We start from the raw sequence: 23136 nt of genomic DNA, 5'->3' as shown, positions 1-23136 counted from the left end.
TCCCGAACTCAGCAGTGAAACGATGCATCGCCGATGGTAGTGTGGGGTTTCCCCATGTGAGAGTAGGTCATCGTCAAGATTAAATTCCGAAACCCCAATTGCGAAAGCAGTTGGGGTTTTGTTTTGTCCGCAGGAAAGTACTCATCCAGCTATAACACAAATTTGCACAGTTATTTTCGAGCCATGACACTAGAATAGGTCCAACTTTTTCGGAGTCAGAGCCTTTATGCCGGATCCGGTTGACGCCCCCGGGCTGTCAGAATTACCGCTGGACGACTTGGTGGCGTGCCATGAGTGTGACTTGCTGATGCGCAAGCCAAAACTCGCCCATGGCGAGAAAGCCTTATGCCCACGCTGCGGTTACGAGCTTTACGCACATCGCCATAACGTGGTGCAGCGCAGCCTTGCTTTAGTCATTGCCGCTCTGTTGTTGTATATCCCGGCGAACTTTTTACCCATCATGCAGCTCAATCTACTCGGGCAGTCGTCGCAAGACACTGTCTGGACCGGCGTTGTCGGTCTATTCGATACCGGCATGCAAGGCGTCTCGGTGATTGTGTTCCTGTGCAGCATGGCAATCCCGCTGCTCAAGTTGCTTTGTCAGCTGGCCGTGCTGCTGAGCATTCGCTTTGACATCGGACGTAGCTATGGCCTGCTGCTGTACCGTATTTATCACCATCTACGGGACTGGGGGATGCTGGAGGTTTACCTCATGGGCGTCCTGGTGGCGATCGTAAAACTGGCAGATATGGCAGCCATTACCGTAGGTCTTGGTTTGGCATGTTTTATCAGTTTGTTGTTGGTCCAGGTCTGGTTGGAGGTGGTGATGTCACCTCATCAGATCTGGCAGGCTTTGTCAGGAGAGGATGCCCATGCGGGCGATTGATGCAGGCATTCTGATTTGCACCGAATGCCATGAATTGAACAAGCAGGAAGCCGACACCGACGAGCAGACCTGCACCCGTTGCGGTGCGCTGGTGCACGCCCGTCGTCCGAACAGTCTGGTGCGTACCTGGGCATTGCTGATAACCGGCGCGATTCTTTATATCCCGGCAAACGTGCTGCCGATCATGACCGTCAGCTCGCTGGGACAGGGCGATCCCAGCACCATCATGTCCGGTGTCATCCAGCTGGTTCAGCACGGCATGATTCCCATCGCTGCCGTGGTTTTTATCGCCAGTATCCTGGTACCAACGTTCAAGCTCGTGGGCATCGCGCTGCTGCTGTTTTCGGTACAACGCCGCCAGCCACTCTCGGCACGCCAGCGAATCTGGATGTACCGCTTTATCGAGTTCATCGGCCGCTGGTCGATGCTGGACATCTTTGTGATCGCCATCCTGGTGGCGGTCGTGAATTTCGGACGGCTTGCCAGCGTCGAAGCCAATCTTGGCGCCATCGCCTTTGCCAGTGTGGTGATTCTGACGATGCTTGCCGCAGTTACTTTCGATCCCCGACTGATTTGGGATAACACGGAGTCGGACGACGACCATGACTGATTTGCCTACAGCTAAAACCCGACCGGCCTCGAACTGGTCTGCCATCTGGGTGTTGCCCCTGATCGCCTTGATCATTGGTGGCTGGCTCGGCTGGCGTGCCTACAACGAAACCGGTATCGAGATTCAGGTGCGTTTCGAAAGCGGTGAAGGCATTCAGGCCAACAAGACTGAGGTTGTCTACAAAGGCATGTCTGTCGGTAAGGTTAAAACCCTCAAGCTCGATGACGAAGGCAGCTCCAAAGGGGTGATCGCCACCATTGAGATGAACAAGGATGTCGAGCAATACCTCAAGACCAGCACGCGCTTCTGGCTGGTCAAACCGAGCGTGACCCTGGCCGGTATCACGGGGTTGGAAACCCTCGTGTCGGGTAACTACGTCGCCGTCAGTCCTGGCGAAGGCGAACCCACTCGCAAGTTCAAGGCCCTGGCCGAAGAGCCCCCGCTGTCAGACTCACAGCCCGGTCTGCACCTCACCATCAAGGCCGATCGACTTGGTTCGCTGAATCGCGGCAGCCCGGTGTTCTACAAGCAGATCAAAGTCGGCCAGGTCAAAAGTTACTTGCTGTCGGCAGACCAAAGCACTGTCGAACTCAAAGTCTTCATCGAGCCCACCTACGCCAATCTGGTGCGCAAACACACACGTTTCTGGAACGCCAGCGGCATCAGCATCGACGCCAACCTGTCTGGTGTAAAAGTGCGCAGCGAATCCCTCGCCAGCATCGTCGCTGGCGGTATCGCCTTCGCCACGCCTGAGAATCGCAAGGACAGTCCACCCACCGATCCAAGCCTGCCGTTCCGCCTCTACGAGGACTTCGATGCCGCCGCTGCCGGTATTCGGGTCAAGGTCAAACTCAGCGATTTCGAAGGATTGCAGGCCGGCCGTACACCGGTCATGTACAAAGGCATCCAGGTCGGCAACCTGAAAGCGCTGAAGGTCGATCCGGACCTGAACGCCGCGACAGCCGAATTGACCCTTGATCCACTGGCCGAAGATTATCTGGTTGAAGGAACTCAGTTCTGGGTGGTCAAACCGTCGATTTCCCTTGCCGGCATCACCGGACTGGAAGCCTTGGTCAAAGGTAACTACATCGCTGTACGACCGGGCGACAAAGGGGCCGCGCCACAACGCGAATTCGTGGCCAGGCCCAAGGCGCCGCCGCTGGACCTGCGTTCGCCCGGCCTGCACCTGGTGTTGTTCACCGAAAACCTGGGGTCACTGGAAGTTGGCAGTCCGATTCTCTACAAGCAGGTCAAGGTCGGTTCGGTGCAGAGCTATCAGTTCTCCAAGAAGAAGAAGCAACTGGTGATCGGTGTCCACATCGAGAAGGAATACGAAGGGCTGGTCAACGCGTCGACCCGATTCTGGAACGCCAGCGGCATCACGCTCACGGGCGGGCTGACCGGCGGAATCCAGGTCAAAAGTGAATCGTTGCAAAGCTTGATGGCCGGCGGTATCGCTTTCGAAACCCCGCAAGCCAAAGCGCCGTTGCAGAAACGCATTCCACGTTTCCGCCTGTTCGCCAGCCATGAGGAGGCCAATCAGAAAGGCACCGTGGTCACGATCAAGGTCGATCGCGCCGACGGCTTGCACAGCGGCACTCCAGTGAGATTCAAAGGCCTGGACGTCGGCAAGATCGAGGATGTCGACCTCAGTGATGACCTGCAATCGGTGATGCTCACCGCTCGAATCACTGAAGTGCCGGAGCGCATTGCCCGGGTCGGTAGTCAGTTTTGGGTGGTCAAGCCTGAGCTGGGTCTGATCAAGACCTCGAACCTTGAAACCCTGGTGACCGGCCAATACATCGAAGTGCAGCCAGCCGCGAAGAACCTCGGTCCGCAGAAGAACTTCGTCGCCCTGGCCACTCCACCGGAGTCGGCCAAGCAAGAAGCCGGTTTGAGTCTGGTCCTGAGCGCCGCTCGCCGTGGATCGCTGAAGACCGGTGTGCCGGTGACGTATCGCGAGGTCACCGTCGGCAAAGTGACGGGCTATGAATTGGGCCAGACCGCTGATCGTGTGTTGGTACACATTCTGATCGAGCCGAAGTACGCGACATTGGTGCGCAGCGGCACGCGTTTCTGGAACACCAGTGGATTCGGGTTCGACTATGGCTTGTTCAAAGGCGCGACGGTCCGTACTGAATCCCTGGAAACGCTGATTCAGGGCGGCATCGCTTTCGCCACACCGGATGGTGATCGCATGGGTACCCCGGCGCGGCCTGAGCAGACGTTCCCGTTGTTCGACAAGTTTGAAGATGAGTGGCTGACCTGGGCGCCGAAGATTTCACTCGGTAAATAGTCTATTGGTGTCCATGCGGCCGCCATCGCGAGCAGGCTCGCTCCCACAGTGAGGTGTGTCGTTCACAGGTTTTGTGTACGACACTGATCAAATGTGGGAGCGAGCCTGCTCGCGATGAGGCCCTAAAGTCCACTACACATCCCACGCCATGAAAAAGGCCGCGATCCATTAGATCGCGGCCTTTTTATTACCATCAATCAAGCATCAAACCGCATCCAGCTCCGGCTCATCCGCTTCAACGTTAACCACAGCCTTCACCTCATCATGCCGGCGAATGTACTTCCAGTCCGCCTCATCGATGTAGATCCCGTTCGGCCCGCTGCCGCCTTCCAGGTCAATCGCCACACTGGCGCAGACCTGCGGTTTCACACTCGCCAGGATCGGTACGAAGCCCAGTTGCAGGCTGGTTTCCAGCAACGCTGCCTGGTTCTTCTCGTCGATGTCCGCTGCCTCGTCGAGGTAGTACGGCAGGCGCACGCGACCGGCCTGGTCGCGGTCCATCAAGTGCAGCAACAGGTACATGTTGGTCAGCGCCTTGATGGTCATCGTCGTGCCGTTGGAGGCGGCGCCATCGATGTCGGTGTGGATCACCGGTTGACCGTTGACCTTGGTGATCTCGAACGCCAGCTCAAACAAGTCCTTGAGACCGAGCTGGTTGTGGTTCGCTGCCACCAGCCGTGCAAGATACTCCTTGGCTTCTTCGTTCTTGTTGTCCTGATCGGCGCTTTGGCTCAAGTCGAACACGGAAAGGGTTTCGCCCTCTTCGTACTGGCCGGCGCTGTGGATGATCTGGTCGATGTGCTTGAGCGCTTCCTTGTTCGGCGCGAGCACGATGCGGAAGCTTTGCAGGTTGGAGACCTGACGCTTGTTGATCTCGCGGTTGAACAGCGCCAGTTGATGCTCAAGGCTGTCGTAGTCGCTGCGAATGTTGCGCAGGGTACGGGCGATGTCGGTGACCGCCGCACGGCGTGCCTTGCCCAGGGTCAGGGCTTCATCGGTACGATGCGCATAAGCGTTGATCAGCAGTTGCAGGCGACGCTCCATATCGTCTTCGCTGTCGAACTTGGCCACGCCCTTGAGGCGAACCTGAGCGTACAGCGCCTCAATCTGGCCATCGCTGCGCTGCAAACCCTGCCAGCTGTCCTGATAGTCGTTGAGCAGTGGTAGGAGGTTGTCCATGGAATCGTCGATCGGGTCCATGAATGGCGTGCCGAACGGCATGTCAGCCGGCAGCAACTGGCGGCGGCGCAGGGCGTCGTCGAGGGTGCGTTGCTTGGCTTCCATGTCGCCGATCTGCCGGCCAACCAGTTGCAGCTTGGCCGACAGTTGCTGGACGCGCTCGGTGAAGGCGTCACTGGAACGCTTCAACTCTTCCTGAGCCGCTTCCATCTGCGCCAATTGCTCAAGCTTGTCGTCTTCCTCGGCGCTCAGGGTTTGCGCGCGACGGAAATCTTCCAGCGCTTTCTGCGCGTCCAGCACTTGCTGATACAGCGCTTCGGTCTGGGTTTTGCTCGCGGCGCGGTCGGCGACCACGGCCGCTTGGGTTTTCAGTTGCTTGAGTTCTTTTTCCAGACGCTCTTTCTGATCGCGCAACGCCGCGCGGTCAGCCAGGGCTTGCAGCGCTGGAGGCTCGATGTGCGAGATGTCGATGGACAGGCCCGGCACGTCGAAACGCTCACCTTTGAAGCCATCGAGGATCAGCTCCAAGGATTTGACCCACTTGCCGTCCTCGTCCAGCGTAATACCGTGCTCACCCAGCGGCAGGCTGAACAGCGCGCTGTTGAACAGGCGCATCAGGCGCTCGACGTCTTGTTGCGAGAACTCTTCGCGCAGGCGGGCGTAGCTGTTGTTGTCGGCGTGATCGAGTTGTTGCTTCACCGACTTCAAGCGTTTTTCCAGATCCCGCAGACGTTCTTCCAGGTCTTCGGCACTGAACTGCCGCGACTGCGCCAGCGCACCGGCCAGTTCGTCGTGCGCATCCTTGGCTGCGAGCAGTTGCTGCTCAAGCACTTTGACGTCAGTGACCAAGGCGAAGCGATGCTTGAGCACCGACAGTTCGCCGAGCCAGCGCTGGATTCCGGTGATTTCCCGCTCCAGGCGCATCAGCTCCTGAGTGCCGCCGCGCTGATCGTTTTGCAGCGCGTCCTGTTCGTTGCGGTAGTGCTCGGCCTGAATCGTCAGCTCTTCCTTGCGCGCACTGGCGTAGTCCGACCAAGTGCCGAGCAACGAATCGAGCAGCGGCGAGATGCGGTGCAGTTTGCCGCGCAGAATATTGCGCTGGGTCACGCCTGCTGCGAGGGCTTCAACCAACGGGCCAGCGGTGACCAGCGAGTTGTAATCCTGCTCCATGCGTCGTACATCGCGGAACGCTTCTTCGCACGCGGCAATGTAATCGACGCTGCCGGAACGCAGGCTGTGTTCGAAGGCATCGAGGAACAACTGCTTGAGCTTGGCCGCGGTGATTTCGCGCATGTGCAGCAGGTTGATGAACAGCGCGCGGAAGGTCTTCAGACTCTGCTCGCTGGTGGAACGCAGTGGGATCAGCGTCAGGTCCAGCGGGATTGAGGTGTGACCGCCGACCAGCAAACGACGCAGTTCATCCGGTTTCAGTTCGTAGGCTTTCAGGCCTTCGCGCTCAAGGTTGGTAAACAGCTCTTTCTGGCGCAGGCAGGTGTCGTTCTTCTGGTAGTGAGCCAGGTCCAGTTTGCCGGCATAGGCAAAGAACTGGTGACCGAATCCACCACCCGGGCCGCGACCGACCACGCCGATAACGTGCGGACCGTGGGGCAGCGAGACTTCAACGAGGATGTAACTGGTGTCCGAGGCGAAGTAGAAGCGCCGGGATTGTTCCAGGCTGTACTTGCCGAAGCTCATGTCCGACATGCGCGCCAGAATCGGGAACTGCAGCGCGTTGATCGACGCGGATTTACCGAGGTTGTTCGCGCCGTAAACCGACAAAGGTTCTTCCAGCGGAAACAGGCCAAGGCTGTAACCGGCGGTGTTCAAAAGGGCAAAGCGGCGAATGCCGTAGCGTTCCTTGCTCATGCGTCGGTCTCCTGTTCTTCGGCAATGGCACGGGCCATGGCGTCTTCTTCGCTTTCTTCTTCGAAGTCGCTTAGGTCGAGCGGATCATCGGTTTGCAAAAGCTTTTCATCGCTGTCGTCATCGATCAAAACCGGAACCGGCAACGGCAAGACGCTGTGCAGGCTGGCCGCCAGATCGCGGTCTTGCTGAACCGACAGGCAGACATCGAGGAAGCGGTGCATCGGCGGCAGGAAACGGTAGATGCCGTTTTCTTCGCCGGCGAAACCGAGCTGAGTCATGCGGCGCATGATTTTTTCTTCGAGTTCTTCGACGGTCTGTACTTCGGCCTGGATAAACAGGTCGCGGTATTTTTCCAGCAAGGACGGCAACTCATCGCGGCCGAGGCTGCCACCGTCGAGTACGGCGACCGGGTCGCGGCCCTGATCGGCCAAATGCTCGACGAGGATGAAGGTGAACAGCGCCAGGCGTTGCGCAGTCTTGTTCACCGCCGCCGCCGCGAGGTCCGGCACAAAGTAGTAGAAACCACGGGTGTCGCAGACCAACTCATAGCCCAGGGCCCTGAACAGCGTGCGGTACTGGTCCTGGAAGTTCGACAGTTGCGCGTACAGCTCCGGGTCGCGGCGGCTGACGTGGTAGCCCTTGAACAGCTCGCGAAAGATCGGCGCCAGTTGGGACAGTTCGGAGAGATCAAGTTGCATGTGGAGTACTTGCATAGAGGGTGCTCGCAGAATCCTCGGCGGCGGTATCGCGGGCCGAGAGCAGGGCGAAGGAGCGCAGGCTGACCCGGTGCTCATGAGTGTGGTAATCGCGGCGTTCCAGACGCTCGCGTTTGAAGCGCTTTTCCCGCGACAGGCGCGAGAACCAGTAAAGCAATTCGTCGGTAGCGCCGTCCGGCTCCTGTTCCAGTAACCAGGTCATCAGGTCCGGCATCGGCAGCGCGTCTTCGCAGCGCTCGAGCATTTCGCGAACGGTGCGTGGCGCGCGCGGTGCTTCGCCTTTCTGGGTCTTGTGGGCCTTGGGGAAACGCGCCGGTTTTGGCTCGAAACGGGCCAACGCATAAACATAGGCTTCGACCTGACTGGCGCTGCCGAGGAAGGTGCTTTGCGGGCGGGTGAACATCGGCATCGCCGCTTGTGGCACGGCATCGATGCCTTTGCGGCGGATGGCCGACAGGGCCAACGCCGCGCCACGGGTCACGGCGTTGTGCCGACGGGCTTCTTCACGCAGCGGCAGCAGCAGTTCGCGGGCATGCCGCAGGGTCAGCTGGGCGCTGGTCTGCATTTCGAGGATGCGCGCGTGGGTGCGCAGCAGCATGTCGTCGTCGACCAGATGGCCCAGACGCTGCTGCTCGGTGAGCATCTTCAGCAGCACGTTCTCGACCTTGCGCACGCCTTGTTCGAAGGCGCCGTCGGCGTTCACCAGCTGAATCATCGGCTCGACGTATTCGTCCCAGGTCGCCAGCACTTCGGCGTAGCGCTGACGCAGCGGAATCTGCCGGTCGCTGGTCTTGGCGCGTTCGGCGACGGCCACCAGGGCTTGTTCGTCGTTGGCGAGTTTCTTCAGAACGTCACGTACGCGCATGTCGAGCAGGCGCAACTGGCGCGCAAGATCGTGGCCGTCGCGGATGTCGAAGGCGTCCTGGATGTATCCGGCCAGGCGTTCGAGGTGACGCAAGTAGGCTTCGATTTCCAGGCACAGGCCCAGGCGGTGCTCACGGCGCAGGTAAGCGAGGAAGTCGTGGATCTGCGCGTTGAGCTCGAAACGGTTCGGGCTTTTCGCCACGGGAACCAGAATGTCGAGGCGGATCCACACGTCCAGCAGGCTGGTGATGTCCTGCGGCGTACTGTCCAGTTGCTGGGCGGCCAACTGTGAACGCAGTTCGTTGAGGCTCAATGTGCCCTGGTCGAAGTGCTCGCACAGTGGCTCCAGAAGTGCCCAGTGTTCAGCGAGGGCGCGCAAGACGCGCTTGGGTTCGATCATCGGAATGGCCGGCTGGTTGGCGATTAAAAGCCGCGATTGTACTGCATCGGGACCGATGCGATTCACTCTCGGGACGGGCTGTAGCTGTTTCTAAGGGAAAGAGTATCGATCAAGCGCGGGCGATCTTGAGCGAAGGGCGGTAGAATCAGCGCACTTTAGTTATCCACAAGTGGCCGACCTTTGCTAATCGAGTCCCGTCGCCGCGCTTATATGACCGCCATGCAGGTGGTTAACTGGCTGCCGCGCACCGAATTGCCCTTTGCCGCACCCTCGCGTCCCGAGTTGCTGGAGATGCCGGAGCCGCTGGTCGTCGCGCCGGTGGTGCCTGTCTCTGCGCCAGCACCGGCCGCCAAAGCCGCCGCTGAACCGGTGGTGGCGCCGACGGAGCGGGTAAAAATCGAGGTGCCGCGCCCTTCGTTGGCCAGCACGCGCACTAACGCCAAGGTCGAAGAAGAGGCCGCGCCGGCCGTGGTCAGGGCGCCGGTCGTGCCGCCACCGCGTTTTTCCCTGCAATTGCTGCGCGCCGGTCGTTGCCTGCTGTTGGTCGAGTTACCCACAGGCGAACCGTTCCAGACCCGCGATCCCGCCTATCTGCTGCTCAAAGACATGCTGCGCGCCGCCGGTCTGCCGGACAGCCCGCAGATCATCGGCGAGCCGGTGCGCTGGCCGCTGTTGGTGCGGGGCACCATGGATCAAGGTCCGGAAGCGGCTCGGGATTTCGTCCAGGGTTTCCTCTCGGCCCGACTGGAAGACGCGCCGTGCGTCTGCGTATGGCTGATCGGCCTGCCAGCGGTGCGTTTCGCCGGTGAGGCGAATGCCGAATCCTTCAACCGCGAACTCCAGGTCGAAGGCCTGGGCTCGGTCTGGGCCTTGCCGGGCCTGGAATTATTAATGGAAGAGCCACAGCGTAAGGCTGATGTCTGGCAAGCCATGCGTCGGCTGATGGCGCGTTGGAAAGAATCAAATGAGTGACGCTGTATCGTTCCGCCCGATGACTGAGGCGGACCTCGACGCTGTACTGAAAATCGAATACGCGGCGTACAGCCATCCCTGGACCCGCGGGATATTTCTAGATGGACTGGGCAAATACCAGATCTGGCTAATGTTCGAAGGTCAGCAGCAGGTTGGTCATGGCGTAGTGCAGATCATTCTGGATGAAGCGCACCTGCTGAACATCACTGTCAAGCCGGAAAATCAGGGCCGTGGCCTGGGTTTGACGCTGCTGGAGCATTTGATGTCCCGGGCGTATGACGCCAAGGCGCGAGAGTGTTTCCTGGAAGTGCGTGACAGCAACCGAGGGGCGTTCAAGTTGTATGAGCGGTACGGGTTTAACGAGATCGGCCGTCGTCGGGATTACTACCCGGCGGTTGGCGGTCGGGAAGATGCAGTGGTCATGGCCTGCACTTTAGTTGACTGACCGTTCTCAAAAGCATCGCGAGCAGGCTCGCTTCTACAGGATTTATGTCAGTCACAAAATATGTGTGCCTAACAGATCCACTGTGGGAGCGAGCCTGCTCGCGATGGCGTCCTTATAGGCGCTAGAGATTCAACGATTACCATCCATCGGATCCCGCCGCGCCAGTTCCTCTTCATCCAGCCCATTGCCCCCGCCAATGTCGTCTTCATCGACAATGCTCAAATCCCAATCCGCCTGATTGCCTTCACCGGCCTCATGGGCATCCCGTGCGCCGTCTTCACGGATCAATGTTTCCGGGCTCATGTCATCGTCTGTAGACTCGTGGTCATCGGTCGAGGCCCCCGTCATGCCTGCTTCACGCACGCGTTCCCGAGGCATCAACCGTTCGCGCTCGGTTTGCGGCAGTTCGTCGCCGATTTTCGCGCTGGGTTCTTCCTCATCGAAATCCAGCTCATGCACCGAACCCATGCGGTCTTCGTTATCGTCGATGGGCTCGGGTTGCACCGCATCGTACGGACGTCGTGAATCAGTCATGGCAATTCCTCATACTGTGGGCCTTACTAGGGTGGACCCACTGAACTCCTGAGAATTCCACCGGCCATACTTGCATCAAGCGCGTGACCCCGACGGGCGGTTGTCTGTCAAACCAGCGCATCATTCTTGAGGCTTTACAGCATGAACGAATTACAAGATCTGATTGATAACAACGAACGCTGGGCCGAAGCGATCAAACAGGAAGATCCGGACTTCTTCTCCAAGCTGGCCCGCCAACAGACGCCGGAGTACTTGTGGATTGGCTGTTCCGATGCCCGGGTGCCGGCTAACGAGATCGTCGGCATGCTGCCCGGCGACCTGTTCGTCCACCGCAACGTCGCCAACGTGGTGCTGCACACCGACCTCAACTGCCTGTCGGTGATTCAGTACGCGGTCGACGTGCTCAAGGTCAAACACATCCTCGTCACCGGCCACTACGGCTGCGGCGGTGTACGCGCCTCGATGCAGGACCGCCAGCTGGGCCTGATCGACGGATGGCTGCGTTCGATCCGTGATCTCTACTACGAAAAACGCGAAGAACTGGCCGAGTTGCCGACCGAAGAAGAACGGGTCGACCGTCTCTGCGAGCTCAACGTGATTCAGCAAGTGGCCAACGTCGGCCACACCAGCATTGTGCAAAACGCCTGGCATCGCGGGCAGAACCTGTCGATCCACGGTTGCATCTACGGCATCAAGGACGGCCGCTGGAAAAGCCTCAACACGACCATCAGCGGTTTTGAGCAGTTGCCGCCGCAGTACCGACTGCGTCCGGTCGAGACGCTGTAAGGCCGCTCAACAGAGACTGCGCCGCCGCCAGTGGTGGTAATACAACTGGCCGTCGGCGTTCGGCGGCTCATCGTAACCGGTGATCCAGCCTCTGCACTCCGGTGACCCGCACTGACAGGCGAACTGGCGCAGCAGTTTGTCTTCTGTCGCGGCGTAATCCATCGTCAGGTTGTCACCTTTCTTAATATCCTTCAGCGCCCATAACCACAGTTCGCTCATGTCGAAAAAGACATTGGGGTCGCAGGAATGCCTCAGCAGTCCGCTGAAGTGTGGGTCATAGACGTGGATGCCCGGCGCCAGTTGCCGCGTATGTCGATGGCGATATGGCAGGAGATGCCCCGACACGCGGCAGATTCGGCTGATCCGCGGAAAATCGCGCAGGGCCGCAACGGCCACCGCCGATCCACTGGCGTTGTAGACAGTCTCGAAATCGGCCCGGGAGGGAAATCCAAGGCTCTGCGGCAGCTCCGGGAATGGATAGATTCCATCGGGAGGTTGCGCAGCGGTCCCGTGCAGGGGATGAGGTTTCATAACGATCCTTGTCGGCAGCGCGTTGCGACTTCCAAAACTGACGATCCTGTCAGCCCTGCAACACAGGTGTATGCCTCAAGATCTCGCAAATGAAACGAGGGGTCTACTGTCAGAACTGACAGGAGTAAAGTGCGCGTTTGCGCGTAAGCCTTCGCTCACGCGCAAACGTGCAAGGGACGATTACAGCGCTGGCACAGGGATCTCCGTCGCAGGCACCGGGGCTTGCAGTTGCTTGAGCTGGGACTGGATCGGCGTTGTCGCGCACTTGGCCACGGCTTGTTCGGGCGTCAAGTTGCGGATCGAGGTGTAGAACAGCTCGCAGGTTTTTTCCTTCTGGGTCACTTGCCACGTCTGTGTGCAGCTTTTCAGCTGAACAGTCGGGTCGCTACCGGGCTTGCTGCCCATTCCGGCCTGCCAGCAGGCGGCGCTCAAGTCCTGGCCCATGACTTTCAGGCCCGCCGCGTCGGCCTTGGCCTGTGCATCGTCGCCGGTGTAGCTTTCCGGGTTGGCGGCGTACCAGATGTAACTCGGGTGATTGGAACCCAGCACCGGCACTTTCAGCCCAGCGCTCGGGCTGATCGTGGCCAGCCCCAGCACGTTCACGGTCGGCCCGTATTGCTGCTTGATCCAGTTACGCACTGGCGCGCCGAACGCGACCATCGGCAACGCAGCACCGCGGGCGTTCTGGCTGACTTCCTTGACCATCGTGGTCTGGTACTCCTCGAAGTAGTCGTAGACGCCTTCCAAATCCTTGCCGGCACTGGCCGGCGCCGCAATCGGCGCGATGTCGATGATGGTCTGGTAGCCCGGCGTCTGATCGGCGGGGATACCGTTGTCCGTCAGCAACGTGGCCCAGCGATCCGTGGTGGCGGAGCGCAGGTAATCCTGGGCCTGAGTCAGGGAGTAATCCGGCGGGAAGTGCAACAACTCGACACTCTTGCGGTTTTCCAGGGCCATGCCCAAGGGCAGGAACAAGTACCAGCTATAAGCCCACTTGCCATCAACGTTGAGCTTTTTGGCGCCGGTGTAGGCCAGATCGCCCGCATTGAGCAGCGCGGTCAATGGCTTGTCGTAACCTTTCGGCACGCCGCTGATGTCGGCGTAGAGCTGATCGTTATCGGTTTTGACCCGCACTTTCGCAGTGCTGTAGCCGTCGCGTTGCACGCTTTGGGTGAGGTAGTGCTCGACGGTCTGCTCAAGCGTCCAGTTGCGGAAGCAGACCACATTGCAGTTGTTGGGGTAGGCAAACAGCCGCGTGACGCGTTCGGTGCTGCCCAGTTTCAGATCGACATTGGCGTGGGCGGCGGCGCTCAGGGTAAGGGCCGCGAGGGTAAGTCCTGTCAGTTTGAACATGCTCAGATCCTTTTCAGCGTGGGACCGCGTTGATCGCGGACGATAACTACTTAAGCAGATCGGCCGGTAATCGCGCATCTGAACATCAAATGAGTCAGGGAGACATGGCGGGTAATACATTTCGGCAAACGAAGATGACGCCGACCATCACCCGCCAAATCACTCACTGCAACGGACTAAAGTGCACCCACAGCAGCGCGGTCAACCATGAGCGCCGGGTGGCCAGCTTTGTGCCAGAGGCCGTTGTCCAGCGTGCCCAGTTGTTGGGATTGTTTTCGATGACCAGCGACAGAGGGCTACAAGAGGTGCAGTGTCTACCGTTCTCGAGCACTGCTAGACTGGCGCAGTACTGGACTTGGCAAGGTCGACCATGAAACCTTCTACTGCACTGAATCTAAAACGAGCAGCCGTCCGCGAGGTCGTCGGTCGATTTCGTACGTCCAACCCTCGTGTATTTGGTTCCGCGTTACTCGGGACAGATGAAGAAGGGAGTGACCTTGATTTACTGGTGGACGCTCTCCCAGGGGCCACGCTTTTCGATCTTGGAGGACTTCAAGTCGAGCTTGAGGATTTGCTGGGGGTCAGTGTTGATCTGCTGACGCCGGGAGACCTTCCGTTGAAATTTCGTCAGCAGGTACTTGAGCAGGCTCGTCCCGTATGACTGTTAACCGTCTCGGAGATTACCTTGACCATATGCGGCAAGCCGCGGGCGATGCGCTGATTTTTGTCGAGGGTTTAACTGAAGAGTGATTTTTAATGTGAGCGAGCCTGCTCGCGAAAGCGGTGGATCAGTCAACATCATTAGTGACTGATATTCTCTTTCGCGAGCAGGCTCGCTCCTATAGCGGTTTTGCGTTGTTCTTTAGAGGGATTACGGCATCACCGGCGGCGTATACGCCAGCGTCGTCCCCAGTGCCCACAGCAGGAACAGCACCAGCGGCGTGTGCACCAGCAGTTGCACGAACGAAAAGCCGATCAAGTCCCGCGCCTTCAACCCGAGCACGCCCAGCAGCGGCAGCATGTAGAACGGGTTGATCAGGTTTGGCAGGGCTTCCGCCGCGTTGTAGATCTGCACGGCCCAACCCAGGTGGTAGTTCAGGTCGGTGGCCACTTGCATGACGTACGGCGCTTCGATGATCCACTTGCCGCCGCCGGACGGGATGAAGAAGCCGAGAATCGCCGAGTACACGCCCATCAGCAGCGCATAGGTGTCATGGGACGCAATGCTGACGAAGAAGGTCGAGATGTGGTGCGCGAGGGTTTGCGCGTCAGTGCCTTTGACCGTGGTCATCAGCGCGGCGATCGAGCCGTACAGCGGAAACTGAATCAGCACGCCGGTGGTGGTCGGTACTGCCCGGGATACGGCATCGAGGAAGCTGCGCGGACGCCAGTGCAGCAGCGCGCCGAGCATGATGAACAGGAAGTTGTAAGTGTTCAGGCCCGAGATCGCGCTGATCGCAGGCTTGGTCGAAAACTCGTGGAACAACCAACCCGCCGCCAGCAGCACCAGCAGAATCGTCAGCAGCGGACTGTGCTCCAGCCATTCGCCGGGGCGAGTGCGCGGCTGCAGCGGCGGCAGGTTGAAGCTCGGGTCGATGCCACAGGCTTCGGCGTCGCGGGCTGTTTTCGGCCCAGGCGCGGTGGCGTAGGCAATAACCAGCGAGATCACAATCAGCGCCAGCAACATGACGCCGGACTGCCAGAGGAAGATAGTCTGGGTGAACGGAATGACCCCGGTGATCGACAGAATCGATGGCGGCAGGCTGGCCGGGTTGGCCTGCAATTGCGCGGCGGACGACGACAGGCCCAAGGCCCACACGGCGCCGAGGCCCAGATAGGCCGCAGCACCGGCGGCGCGGTAATCCATTTTCAGGTCGGTGCGGCGGGCGAGGGCGCGCACCAGCAGGCCGCCGAATACCAGTGACAAGCCCCAGTTCAACAGTGACGCGACCATGGAGATCAACGCGACCCAGGCCACGGCCGAGCGCCCATTTTTCGGGATCCGCGCCAGGCGGTCGATGAGCTTCACCGCTGGCGGAGAACTGGCGACCACATACCCGCCGATCACCACGAACGCCATCTGCATGGTGAACGGGATCAAACTCCAGAAACCGTCACCGAACGCCATCGCCGCATCGGTGGGTTTGGCGCCCATGAAAAGAGTCGCCACAGCGACGATGATCACCGCCAGCGCGGCAAATACCCAGGAGTCGGGGAACCAGCGTTCGGCAAAACTTGAACAGCGCAGGGCAAAGCGGGCGGAGCGGGTATCTTCGATATCAGCGGCCACGGGAGTACCTCGAATTTTTATGTTTGTTGTGGTCTTTGGGGCATCAAAGGCCCGTCTGGACAGGTGCCAACAGTAAATCAATCAGTCATATTTTGTGACGAAGATTCACCAGTCTGAGACTTTGGTCTAACGGGTTGTCCGTGGACGCGTTTGCGTAGACCATGGGCGCCTTGGTTTTTTGCCCGTGCCAGAGTTCTTTTCATGACTGCCAACACCGATTCGCGCCCGGCGCCGTTCAGCCGCTCGGACTACAAGACCCTTGGCCTGGCGGCCCTCGGCGGCTCGCTGGAAATCTACGACTTCATCATTTTCGTATTTTTCGCCCTGACCCTCAGCCAGCTGTTCTTCCCGCCGGAAATGCCCGAGTGGCTGCGCTTGCTGCAAAGCTTCGGGATCTTCGTGACGGGTTATCTGGCGCGTCCTTTGGGCGGCATTCTGATGGCGCATTTCGCCGACCGGTTGGGGCGCAAGAAAGTCTTCAGTCTGAGCATCCTGATGATGGCGCTGCCGTGCCTGTTGATCGGGATCATGCCGACGTACGCCCAGATCGGCTATTTCGCACCGCTTTTGCTGTTGGCCCTGCGGGTCTTGCAAGGCGCTGCGGTCGGCGGTGAAGTACCGAGCGCCTGGGTGTTCGTCGCCGAACACGCGCCGGCCGGGCATCGCGGTTATGCCCTGGGTTTCCTGCAGGCCGGGCTGACCTTTGGCTACCTGATCGGTGCCCTGACCGCGACTTTTCTGGCGCAGGCGTTCACCCCGGCTGAAATCCTCGATTACGCCTGGCGTTATCCGTTCCTGCTGGGCGGCGTGTTTGGGGTGATTGGTGTCTGGCTGCGCCGCTGGCTCGGCGAAACCCCGGTGTTCATGGCCATGCAGGCTCAGCGCGATGCCGCCGTGGAGCTGCCGTTGCGCACCGTTTTGCGTGAACATCGCCTGGCGATAGTGCCAGCGATGATTCTCACCTGCGTGCTGACCTCGGCGGTGGTGGTGTTCGTGGTCATCACCCCGACGATGATGCAGAAAACCTTCGGCATGACCGCCAGCCACACCTTCGCCCTGAGCGCCTTGGGCATTGTGTTCCTGAACATCGGCTGCGTACTCGCCGGGCTGCTCGTCGATCGCATCGGCGCCTGGCGCACGGTGATGCTTTATAGCTTGCTGCTACCGCTGGGCATCGGTGTGCTCTACACAAGCCTGATCGCTGGCGGCCAGTGGATCGGCTTGGCGTACGCGATTGCCGGCCTCGGTTGCGGAGTTGTCGGCGCGGTACCGTCGGTGATGGTCAGCCTGTTTCCGGCGCGGATTCGCGTCTCGGGAATCTCCTTCACCTACAACATTGCCTATGCAGCATGGGCAAGCATCACACCGCTGTTGCTGATCGGTCTGATGCCGTGGAGTCCGTGGATTTGCGTAATCTTCAGCGCCGTAATGGGCGCGGTGGGCGTCAGCAGCGCGGCGTATTTCGGTGCGCGGATGCCACGGATCGAACGCTGCACGACCGCCGGCGCGGCTTGAATGAACCGTCTGCCAGGCATGCCGCAACTATTTTTGTAGGACAAACCTGAAACACTCTTCAGAAAATATCCGCAAGGCCGATGGCTAGGCTGCATGCCGCTTTCTATCCCTGTCCATCGGTGCTTTCCATGTTCAACAAACGCTTGAAGCAGGAGCTGTCCGCTCTTCGCGAAGAACTCTCCAGCCTTCAGCAAGTGAAGGAAAGTCTGGAAAGCGAGATGCTGGTCCTGACCCTTGATCCGGATGGACGAATTCAGTCGGTCAATCAGAACTTCCTCGGCGAGATGCTCTACAAGAGCAGCGACCTGATTGGCCGGCAACTCGAAGACATCGTTCCGGGCCATGTGAAATCGGACGAATTCCACCGCCGCTTCAAGGCTTCGCTGACCCGTGGCGAGCACTTCGCCGGTGCCGTGCGTTTGCTGCGTGGCAATGGCCAGGAAGCCTGGCTGCGTTCGATCGCGCAACCGGTGCGGTCTTCGGACGGTCGGATCAAACACTTCTCGATTTACTCCAGCGACCTGACCCGCACCATCGAGGCGTCCCGCGAGCATGAAAACCTGATCGGCGCCCTGGTGCGTTCGACGGCGGTCATCGAGTTCGATCTCAGTGGCAACGTCTTGTCGGCCAACGAGCGGTTCCTCAACGGCATGGGTTACAGCCTGGCGCAGATCAAAGGCAAACATCACCGTACGTTCTGCGAACCGGAGGAATACAACAGCGCTGAGTATCAGAATTTCTGGCGCCGCCTGAACGCGGGCGAATTCGTGGCTGGCCGGTTCAAGCGTGTGGACAACCACGGTCGTGTGGTCTGGCTGGAGGCGTCCTACAACCCGGTGGTCGACGCCAACAACACGCTCTACAAAGTGGTGAAGTTCGCCACGGTGATTACCGATCAGGTGAATCAGGAGCAAGCGGTCGCCGAAGCGGCCAACATCGCCTACAGCACCTCCCAGCAAACCGATCAAAGCGCCCAGCGCGGCACCGCGGTGGTGACTCAGGCGGTGGACGTGATGCGTGACCTGGCCAGGCACATGCAAACTGCCGGCGAAGGCATCGAGGCGCTGAACGAGCAATCGCTGGTGATCGGCACGATCGTCAAAACCATCAGCGGCATTGCCGAACAGACCAACCTGCTGGCGCTAAACGCGGCTATCGAGGCGGCGCGTGCCGGTGAACAGGGCCGGGGTTTTGCCGTGGTCGCGGACGAGGTCCGGCAACTGGCTTCGCGCACCAGCCAAGCCACCGATGAAATCGTTGGCGTAGTGCGCCAGAACCAGGACATGGCGCGCAATGCCGTGGCCCTGATGACCGACGGTCAACTTCAGGCTGAGCAGGGCCTGGCGCTGGCGGCGGAGGCGGGCACGGTGATCGTCGAGATCCAGGATGGCGCGCAGAAAGTGGTGAACGCGGTCGGGCAGTTTGCCAATCAACTGGCGACTTGATACCTGACCTCCAGGTGGAAATCGCTACAATCGGTGTTTTCCCCAGGAGCAGCCTTCATGAGCGTTTCTCACCGCCGCCCGGTTCCCTTGTCCAAGGCTTATCGCCTGCTCAATCACGGGCCGACCGTGCTGGTCAGCGCCGCGCATGACGGCCAGCGCAACATCATGGCCGCCGCCTGGGCCATGCCGCTGGACTTCGAGCCGCCGAAAATCGCCGTGGTGCTGGACAAGTCCACCTGGACCCGACAACTGCTGGAAGCGTCGGGAACGTTCGTATTGAACGTTCCCTGCGCTGCCCAGGCCGATATCGCCCAGACCGTTGGCTCGACGTCGGGTCTGGAGCTGACTCAGGGCCAGGGGCTGGACAAATTTCAGGTCTATGGTCTACAGACGTTCAGCGGTGAGCTGATCGACGCACCGATGCTTGAAGGTTGCGTCGCCTGGCTCGAATGTCGACTGCTGCCAGAGCCCAGCAACCATCAGCAATATGACCTGTTCGTGGCCGAGGTAATTGCCGCCCAGGCCGATGAGCGCGTGTTCAGCGAGGGCCGATGGCACTTCGAAGGGCACGATGCGCTGCGCACCTTGCACCACGTGGCTGGCGGGCATTTCCTGACCATCGGCGACCCGGTGGACGGCAAAACCCTGCAGCCGTAAACCGGCTGCCTTTTACACCCAGACGTCATTCTGCGCCGTGCGTTCGCCGCCTTCGCTGCCCGTGTTCAACACACCCTTGGGCTCGATCAGCAGCAGTTTCACTTCATTCACGGCCCAGGGTTTGTGCTCGACACCTTTTGGCACCACATACATTTCGCCCGCGTTTATCAGAACGTGGCCATCGCGAAAGTCGATGCGCAATTGCCCTTCTAGCACGATGAACGTCTCGTCGGTATCCGAGTGATCGTGCCAGATGAAATCCCCCAGAAGTTTCACCACTTTGAACTGGTAGTCGTTCATCTCGGCGATAACCCGAGGGCTCCAGTGCGAGTCGATCCGGGCGATTTTTTCAGCGAAGTTCAGGCTTTGGTAGGCGTTCATGAAACGAGCTCTCGTGGTTGATCGTGAATCCACGATAACCAGCACAGCAGCTGGCTTCTTGTACGATTGTGCGTGGCTCAGTCACGTTGCATTTTCATCCAGCGGGCGGGTGACAAGCCGTAGGTCTTGCTGAATTGCCGGGTCATGTGGCTCTGGTCGGTGAAGCCGGCGATCAGCGCGGCACTGACCAGCGACTGCCCCTGGATCAGCAGCGCGCGGACCAGGTCCAGGCGGCGCATCGTCAGGTATCGATAAGGGCTGGTGCCGAACAACAGACGAAAATCCCTCGACAGACTCCAGCGATCCCGGCCGCTGTGTTGCGCCAGTTCCTCCAGTGTCACGGTGCGATCCAGGGCGCTGTGGATAAATTCCCGCGCGCGTTCCGCCGCCACATAGTCGAAGTTCTGGCGTTTGCCGCGCGCGCCGGAGACGCTGCTCAAGGCGTGCGCCAGATCGAACAGCGCGTCCTGTTCTTCCAATGGGTCGAGGGGGCAATCCAGGCTTCGCAGCAGCACGTCGGTGGCGGCGAACAGGCGTGGATCGGTCGACAATCCGGTCTTGATGAACGGCAGCGGTTGCCCGCCGAGTATCTGCTGGATCAGCGCCGGTTCGATGTACATCATCCGGTACTTGAAACCGGCCTCGGTGCCGGCCTCGCCATCGTGGACTTCGTCCGGGTGCAGCACCAACGTGCCGCCCGGCAGGCTGTGGCGCCAGCCGCCGCGGTACTGAAAGCTTTGCACGCCGGCCAGGGTCCGGCCGATTGCATAGGTGTCATGACGGTGGAGGTCGTAGCCGTGGCCGGCAAAAAACGCCTCGAAACGCTGGACCCCGCCCACGTCGGGCGCGCGGTGGAACCAGTCGATGGGAGCGTGATGCCTGGCCATGGTGTCGTTGTCTTGAACTCAATGCGAATACGGTAACCCAGGGACCGGCCACTTGTCTGCTGGCTGACAAAACCCTTGGGGCTGCTAGAAAACCGCCTGCAAATGTAGCAAGGTATCGAGCATTCTTTGCAGCCTGAAAGCGCGTCGCGCGCGGCTGCGTCTGATCGTTCGTCGAGGTGTCTGGTATGAGCAAACTGCGGGTCGGGATTATTTTTGGTGGTCGTTCGGCCGAGCATGAAGTGTCGCTGCAGTCGGCGAAAAACATCGTCGATGCGCTGGATCGGTCTCGCTTCGAACCGGTGCTGATTGGTATCGACAAGCAAGGTCATTGGCACCTCAACGATCCTTCGAATTTCCTGCTCAACCAGGAAAACCCGGCCCTGATCGCCCTCAATCAATCCAACCGGGAACTGGCCGTAGTGCCGGGTAAGGCCAGTCAGCAATTGGTCGAAACCTCCGGCCAGGAACTGTTGGGTCACGTCGACGTGATCTTCCCGATCGTGCACGGCACGCTGGGTGAAGACGGTTGCCTGCAAGGCCTGTTGCGCATGGCGGATTTGCCCTTTGTCGGCTCCGACGTGCTGGGCTCGGCGGTGTGCATGGACAAGGACATCAGCAAGCGCCTGCTGCGTGACGCGGGAATTGCGGTCACGCCGTTCGTGACCTTGACCCGCACCAGCGCCGCGCGCATCGGGTTCGCCGAGGTCCAGGGCAAACTCGGCCTGCCGCTATTCGTCAAACCGGCGAACCAGGGTTCGTCCGTGGGCGTCAGCAAGGTCAACGACGAAGTCGAATACATGGCGGCCGTGGAGCTGGCCTTGGGTTTCGATGAAAAGGTCTTGATCGAATCCGCTGTCAGCGGCCGCGAGATCGAATGTGCGGTGCTGGGCAACGAGGACGCCATCGCCAGCGGTTGTGGCGAGATCGTGGTGCGCAGCGGCTTCTATTCCTACGACAGTAAATACATCGACGCCCAAGCGGCAGAGGTCGTGGTTCCGGCCAACATCAGCAGTGAAGCCAGTGAGCGCATCCGTGCCTTGGCCGTGGAAGCGTTTCAGGTGCTGGGCTGTTCCGGGCTGGCGCGGGTCGATGTGTTCCTGACCGACAGCGGCGAAGTGCTGATCAACGAAATCAACTCGCTGCCTGGTTTCACCCGCATCAGCATGTACCCCAAGCTCTGGCAGGCCACCGGCATGACGTACAGCGAGCTGGTCAGCCGCTTGATCGATCTGGCGCTGGAAAAACACAAGGCACGGCAAGCGCTGAAGATCTCTCGCTGAACGACGCGCAACTATTCAATCAAGGATTTATGGATGAGCGATTCAACGGTGTACCTGTTTTCCTACGGCACCCTGCAGGACAAAGCCGTGCAACTGGCCAACTTCGGCCGCGAGCTGAGCGGCAGTGCCGACGCGATGCTGGGTTACGAGCAGTCCTGGGTCGAAATCACCGACCCTGACGTGTTGGCCACCAGTGGCAAGACCCACCACCCGATTCTTCGTCCGGGCAGCGACAGCAGCGCGCCGATTCCGGGGATGGTGTTCCAGATCACTTCCGAGGAATTGGCCGCCGCCGACAGCTATGAAGTAGCGGATTACAAGCGTGTCAGCGTGGTCCTTCAATCCGGGATTGAAGCGTGGGTGTATGTGAGCGTGTAGTGTGCCTGCGTGATATCCGGTGAGCCGGGGAGGGGAGGTTTTCAGCGTCGGCCAGGATATTCGGCCGACGCTTGATCAAGCTTGCTTCACTGGCTTGATCAGGCTCTCTGCCGGTATCCCGAACAGATCATGTAGTTTCCAAATCATTGGGAGCGTCAACGCACGCTTGCCGTTGAGCACTTCATAAACCCGGTTTGTTCGGCCGATGGCAGGCGCAAGGTCTGCGGCAGACAGGCCGGACTGCTCCATGCGGAATTTGATTGCATCGATCGGGTTAGGCAGATCCACCGGAAACTGCTTTGCTTCATAAGCTTCGATCAGTGTGATCATGATGTCGAAATAATCCCCTTCATGGGTGCCAGGCTCTGGCTCATTGTCGAAAAGGGCAGATACATTCTTGAGGGCTGCGCGATAGTCCTCATCGGTGTGAATCGGATGAATGTTCATTGATTACTCCATTTCGACGGTATCGGCGTCGATTGCGTCGTACTGTTTGTGAGTGCCGACAAATTTTATGTAAACGGCGCCGAAGCGGTAAGCGACCGCGACTACCAACCGAAAGTCATTACCCTTGATGTTGAACACGACTCTGCGGCTCTTGAGAATGCTGGCGGTAGCAAAGTGCTCTTTTATGTCCGCAGGTGTTTGCCACTCAGCATTTCTTGCCTCGTCAATCCAGGCCAGGAAGGATTGTTCCGAGTCTGGGTACTTCCTCAAAAAACTTTTAAGCTGACTAATGGCGATAATTCTCATTGCGTGATCCTAGTCCCGTGATGGGACTGATGCAAGTCTGTGGAGGTGTGGCCGATGGGAGGAGCGAATTCGACTTTGTACTTAGGTGTTTCGGGTGGTCGAAACGATGCGA

Annotated in this window: 23 protein-coding genes, 1 rRNA gene and 1 pseudogene; 14 read left to right on the top strand and 11 right to left on the bottom strand. The window is 59.5% G+C overall.

What is annotated here, in order from left to right; genetic code table 11:
• From rrf to ACRC4F_RS00950, 4 genes are all read left to right on the top strand, one after another.
• Positions 1-79: ribosomal RNA gene (gene rrf, locus ACRC4F_RS00965) — 5S ribosomal RNA — on the top strand; the annotation flags it as partial.
• A 147-nt stretch (positions 80-226) separates the two neighbouring features.
• A complete protein-coding gene (locus ACRC4F_RS00960; RefSeq protein ID WP_438657684.1) occupies positions 227-886 on the top strand; it encodes a paraquat-inducible protein A in 660 nt (219 codons plus the stop codon).
• Positions 873-1496 (top strand): paraquat-inducible protein A, encoded by a 624-nt coding sequence (locus ACRC4F_RS00955; RefSeq protein ID WP_109634854.1) that lies wholly within the window; start codon positions 873-875, stop codon positions 1494-1496. The genes ACRC4F_RS00960 and ACRC4F_RS00955 overlap by 14 nt, the downstream gene beginning before the upstream one ends.
• On the top strand, positions 1489-3792 hold the full coding sequence (locus ACRC4F_RS00950) for an MlaD family protein (RefSeq protein WP_438657683.1): 2304 nt from the start codon (positions 1489-1491) through the stop codon (positions 3790-3792). The genes ACRC4F_RS00955 and ACRC4F_RS00950 overlap by 8 nt, the downstream gene beginning before the upstream one ends.
• A 204-nt stretch (positions 3793-3996) precedes the next feature.
• Here ACRC4F_RS00950 and mksF read toward each other — a convergent pair whose 3' ends face one another.
• Genes mksF through mksB form a run of 3 tightly spaced genes read right to left on the bottom strand, consistent with a single transcriptional unit; the run spans position 3997 to position 8817 of the window.
• Positions 3997-6837: an Mks condensin complex protein MksF gene (gene mksF / locus ACRC4F_RS00945; RefSeq protein ID WP_438657682.1), complete on the bottom strand. Its 2841-nt coding sequence runs from the start codon at positions 6835-6837 to the stop codon at positions 3997-3999.
• Positions 6834-7535: an Mks condensin complex protein MksE gene (gene mksE / locus ACRC4F_RS00940; RefSeq protein WP_438657681.1), complete on the bottom strand. Its 702-nt coding sequence runs from the start codon at positions 7533-7535 to the stop codon at positions 6834-6836. The genes mksF and mksE overlap by 4 nt, the downstream gene beginning before the upstream one ends.
• Positions 7525-8817 carry an Mks condensin complex protein MksB gene (mksB, locus tag ACRC4F_RS00935; protein ID WP_438657680.1) on the bottom strand — a complete coding sequence of 431 codons (1293 nt, stop codon included), beginning with the start codon at positions 8815-8817 and terminating at the stop codon, positions 7525-7527. The genes mksE and mksB overlap by 11 nt, the downstream gene beginning before the upstream one ends.
• A gap of 219 nt (positions 8818-9036) precedes the next feature.
• On the opposite strand from mksB, the gene ACRC4F_RS00930 reads away from it, so the two are divergent.
• The gene (locus tag ACRC4F_RS00930; protein WP_438657687.1) at positions 9037-9789 is read left to right on the top strand and encodes an energy transducer TonB; all 753 of its coding nucleotides are present in this window, start codon (positions 9037-9039) and stop codon (positions 9787-9789) included.
• Positions 9782-10234: a ribosomal protein S18-alanine N-acetyltransferase gene (gene rimI / locus ACRC4F_RS00925; RefSeq protein WP_008145534.1), complete on the top strand. Its 453-nt coding sequence runs from the start codon at positions 9782-9784 to the stop codon at positions 10232-10234. Before ACRC4F_RS00930 ends, rimI begins: the two co-directional genes overlap by 8 nt.
• 129 nt (positions 10235-10363) lie before the next feature.
• On the opposite strand, the gene ACRC4F_RS00920 is transcribed toward rimI, so the two are convergent.
• Complete coding sequence (locus ACRC4F_RS00920) at positions 10364-10768, bottom strand: serine kinase/phosphatase (protein WP_438657679.1); 405 nt, start codon at positions 10766-10768, stop codon at positions 10364-10366.
• A 141-nt stretch (positions 10769-10909) separates the two neighbouring features.
• Here ACRC4F_RS00920 and can point away from each other — a divergent pair, with 141 nt between their 5' ends.
• Positions 10910-11554, top strand: a complete 645-nt coding sequence (gene can, locus ACRC4F_RS00915; protein ID WP_131063236.1) for a carbonate dehydratase — start codon at positions 10910-10912, stop codon at positions 11552-11554.
• A gap of 6 nt (positions 11555-11560) precedes the next feature.
• Here can and ACRC4F_RS00910 read toward each other — a convergent pair whose 3' ends face one another.
• A complete protein-coding gene (locus ACRC4F_RS00910) occupies positions 11561-12085 on the bottom strand; it encodes an SET domain-containing protein-lysine N-methyltransferase (protein ID WP_438657678.1) in 525 nt (174 codons plus the stop codon).
• Positions 12086-12265: 180 nt separating this feature from the next.
• Positions 12266-13438 carry a hypothetical protein gene (locus tag ACRC4F_RS00905; protein WP_438657677.1) on the bottom strand — a complete coding sequence of 391 codons (1173 nt, stop codon included), beginning with the start codon at positions 13436-13438 and terminating at the stop codon, positions 12266-12268.
• Positions 13439-13808: 370 nt separating this feature from the next.
• Between ACRC4F_RS00905 and ACRC4F_RS00900 the strand changes: the two genes are divergently transcribed.
• Positions 13809-14099, top strand: a complete 291-nt coding sequence (locus tag ACRC4F_RS00900) for a nucleotidyltransferase family protein (protein WP_438657676.1) — start codon at positions 13809-13811, stop codon at positions 14097-14099.
• A 210-nt stretch (positions 14100-14309) separates the two neighbouring features.
• On the opposite strand, the gene ACRC4F_RS00895 is transcribed toward ACRC4F_RS00900, so the two are convergent.
• The gene (locus ACRC4F_RS00895; protein ID WP_438657675.1) at positions 14310-15728 is read right to left on the bottom strand and encodes a short-chain fatty acid transporter; all 1419 of its coding nucleotides are present in this window, start codon (positions 15726-15728) and stop codon (positions 14310-14312) included.
• Between the two features lie 201 nt (positions 15729-15929).
• Between ACRC4F_RS00895 and ACRC4F_RS00890 the strand changes: the two genes are divergently transcribed.
• The 4 genes and pseudogenes from ACRC4F_RS00890 (at position 15930) to ACRC4F_RS00875 (ending at position 19345) form a co-directional block, all read left to right on the top strand.
• Complete coding sequence (locus tag ACRC4F_RS00890) at positions 15930-17243, top strand: MFS transporter (protein WP_438657674.1); 1314 nt, start codon at positions 15930-15932, stop codon at positions 17241-17243.
• Between the two features lie 80 nt (positions 17244-17323).
• Positions 17324-18148: pseudogene (locus ACRC4F_RS00885) on the top strand (PAS domain-containing protein); the annotation flags it as partial.
• Complete coding sequence (locus ACRC4F_RS00880; protein ID WP_438657686.1) at positions 18128-18688, top strand: methyl-accepting chemotaxis protein; 561 nt, start codon at positions 18128-18130, stop codon at positions 18686-18688. The pseudogene ACRC4F_RS00885 and the gene ACRC4F_RS00880, both read left to right, overlap by 21 nt.
• 57 nt (positions 18689-18745) lie before the next feature.
• Positions 18746-19345, top strand: a complete 600-nt coding sequence (locus ACRC4F_RS00875; protein ID WP_438657673.1) for a flavin reductase family protein — start codon at positions 18746-18748, stop codon at positions 19343-19345.
• A 12-nt stretch (positions 19346-19357) separates the two neighbouring features.
• Here ACRC4F_RS00875 and ACRC4F_RS00870 read toward each other — a convergent pair whose 3' ends face one another.
• Together ACRC4F_RS00870 and ACRC4F_RS00865 are read right to left on the bottom strand one after the other, a co-directional pair.
• Positions 19358-19726 (bottom strand): cupin domain-containing protein, encoded by a 369-nt coding sequence (locus tag ACRC4F_RS00870; protein WP_438657672.1) that lies wholly within the window; start codon positions 19724-19726, stop codon positions 19358-19360.
• 77 nt (positions 19727-19803) lie between these two features.
• Complete coding sequence (locus tag ACRC4F_RS00865; protein ID WP_438657671.1) at positions 19804-20613, bottom strand: AraC family transcriptional regulator; 810 nt, start codon at positions 20611-20613, stop codon at positions 19804-19806.
• A 185-nt stretch (positions 20614-20798) separates the two neighbouring features.
• Between ACRC4F_RS00865 and ddlA the strand changes: the two genes are divergently transcribed.
• Positions 20799-21893, top strand: coding sequence for a D-alanine--D-alanine ligase (gene ddlA / locus ACRC4F_RS00860; RefSeq protein WP_438657670.1), 1095 nt, complete (start codon positions 20799-20801; stop codon positions 21891-21893).
• 33 nt (positions 21894-21926) lie between these two features.
• Entirely contained in the window at positions 21927-22271 is a 345-nt protein-coding gene (locus ACRC4F_RS00855; protein WP_438657669.1) for a gamma-glutamylcyclotransferase family protein, read from the top strand.
• Positions 22272-22346: 75 nt separating this feature from the next.
• On the opposite strand, the gene ACRC4F_RS00850 is transcribed toward ACRC4F_RS00855, so the two are convergent.
• Both ACRC4F_RS00850 and ACRC4F_RS00845 read right to left on the bottom strand, forming a co-directional pair.
• The gene (locus tag ACRC4F_RS00850; RefSeq protein WP_438657668.1) at positions 22347-22718 is read right to left on the bottom strand and encodes a helix-turn-helix domain-containing protein; all 372 of its coding nucleotides are present in this window, start codon (positions 22716-22718) and stop codon (positions 22347-22349) included.
• A gap of 3 nt (positions 22719-22721) precedes the next feature.
• Positions 22722-23024 carry a type II toxin-antitoxin system HigB family toxin gene (locus tag ACRC4F_RS00845; RefSeq protein WP_438657667.1) on the bottom strand — a complete coding sequence of 101 codons (303 nt, stop codon included), beginning with the start codon at positions 23022-23024 and terminating at the stop codon, positions 22722-22724.
• Positions 23025-23136 lie beyond the last annotated feature (112 nt).

Source organism: Pseudomonas sp. (assembly GCF_051660785.1).
In the GTDB taxonomy this organism is placed as follows: Bacteria; Pseudomonadota; Gammaproteobacteria; order Pseudomonadales; family Pseudomonadaceae; genus Aquipseudomonas.
Note: the sequence above shows the minus strand (reverse complement) of the source record. Positions and strands in the feature narration are given on the sequence as shown.

Coding starts and splice junctions, on each gene's coding strand:
- ACRC4F_RS00960 (WP_438657684.1), top strand. CDS start 227: ATGCCGGATCCGGTTGACGCCCCCGGGCTGTCAGAATTACCGCTGGAC.
- ACRC4F_RS00955 (WP_109634854.1), top strand. CDS start 873: ATGCGGGCGATTGATGCAGGCATTCTGATTTGCACCGAATGCCATGAA.
- ACRC4F_RS00950 (WP_438657683.1), top strand. CDS start 1,489: ATGACTGATTTGCCTACAGCTAAAACCCGACCGGCCTCGAACTGGTCT.
- mksF (WP_438657682.1), bottom strand. CDS start 6,837: ATGAGCAAGGAACGCTACGGCATTCGCCGCTTTGCCCTTTTGAACACC.
- mksE (WP_438657681.1), bottom strand. CDS start 7,535: ATGCAACTTGATCTCTCCGAACTGTCCCAACTGGCGCCGATCTTTCGC.
- mksB (WP_438657680.1), bottom strand. CDS start 8,817: ATGATCGAACCCAAGCGCGTCTTGCGCGCCCTCGCTGAACACTGGGCA.
- ACRC4F_RS00930 (WP_438657687.1), top strand. CDS start 9,037: ATGCAGGTGGTTAACTGGCTGCCGCGCACCGAATTGCCCTTTGCCGCA.
- rimI (WP_008145534.1), top strand. CDS start 9,782: ATGAGTGACGCTGTATCGTTCCGCCCGATGACTGAGGCGGACCTCGAC.
- ACRC4F_RS00920 (WP_438657679.1), bottom strand. CDS start 10,768: ATGACTGATTCACGACGTCCGTACGATGCGGTGCAACCCGAGCCCATC.
- can (WP_131063236.1), top strand. CDS start 10,910: ATGAACGAATTACAAGATCTGATTGATAACAACGAACGCTGGGCCGAA.
- ACRC4F_RS00910 (WP_438657678.1), bottom strand. CDS start 12,085: ATGAAACCTCATCCCCTGCACGGGACCGCTGCGCAACCTCCCGATGGA.
- ACRC4F_RS00905 (WP_438657677.1), bottom strand. CDS start 13,438: ATGTTCAAACTGACAGGACTTACCCTCGCGGCCCTTACCCTGAGCGCC.
- ACRC4F_RS00900 (WP_438657676.1), top strand. CDS start 13,809: ATGAAACCTTCTACTGCACTGAATCTAAAACGAGCAGCCGTCCGCGAG.
- ACRC4F_RS00890 (WP_438657674.1), top strand. CDS start 15,930: ATGACTGCCAACACCGATTCGCGCCCGGCGCCGTTCAGCCGCTCGGAC.
- ACRC4F_RS00875 (WP_438657673.1), top strand. CDS start 18,746: ATGAGCGTTTCTCACCGCCGCCCGGTTCCCTTGTCCAAGGCTTATCGC.
- ACRC4F_RS00870 (WP_438657672.1), bottom strand. CDS start 19,726: ATGAACGCCTACCAAAGCCTGAACTTCGCTGAAAAAATCGCCCGGATC.
- ACRC4F_RS00865 (WP_438657671.1), bottom strand. CDS start 20,613: ATGGCCAGGCATCACGCTCCCATCGACTGGTTCCACCGCGCGCCCGAC.
- ddlA (WP_438657670.1), top strand. CDS start 20,799: ATGAGCAAACTGCGGGTCGGGATTATTTTTGGTGGTCGTTCGGCCGAG.
- ACRC4F_RS00855 (WP_438657669.1), top strand. CDS start 21,927: ATGAGCGATTCAACGGTGTACCTGTTTTCCTACGGCACCCTGCAGGAC.
- ACRC4F_RS00850 (WP_438657668.1), bottom strand. CDS start 22,718: ATGAACATTCATCCGATTCACACCGATGAGGACTATCGCGCAGCCCTC.
- ACRC4F_RS00845 (WP_438657667.1), bottom strand. CDS start 23,024: ATGAGAATTATCGCCATTAGTCAGCTTAAAAGTTTTTTGAGGAAGTAC.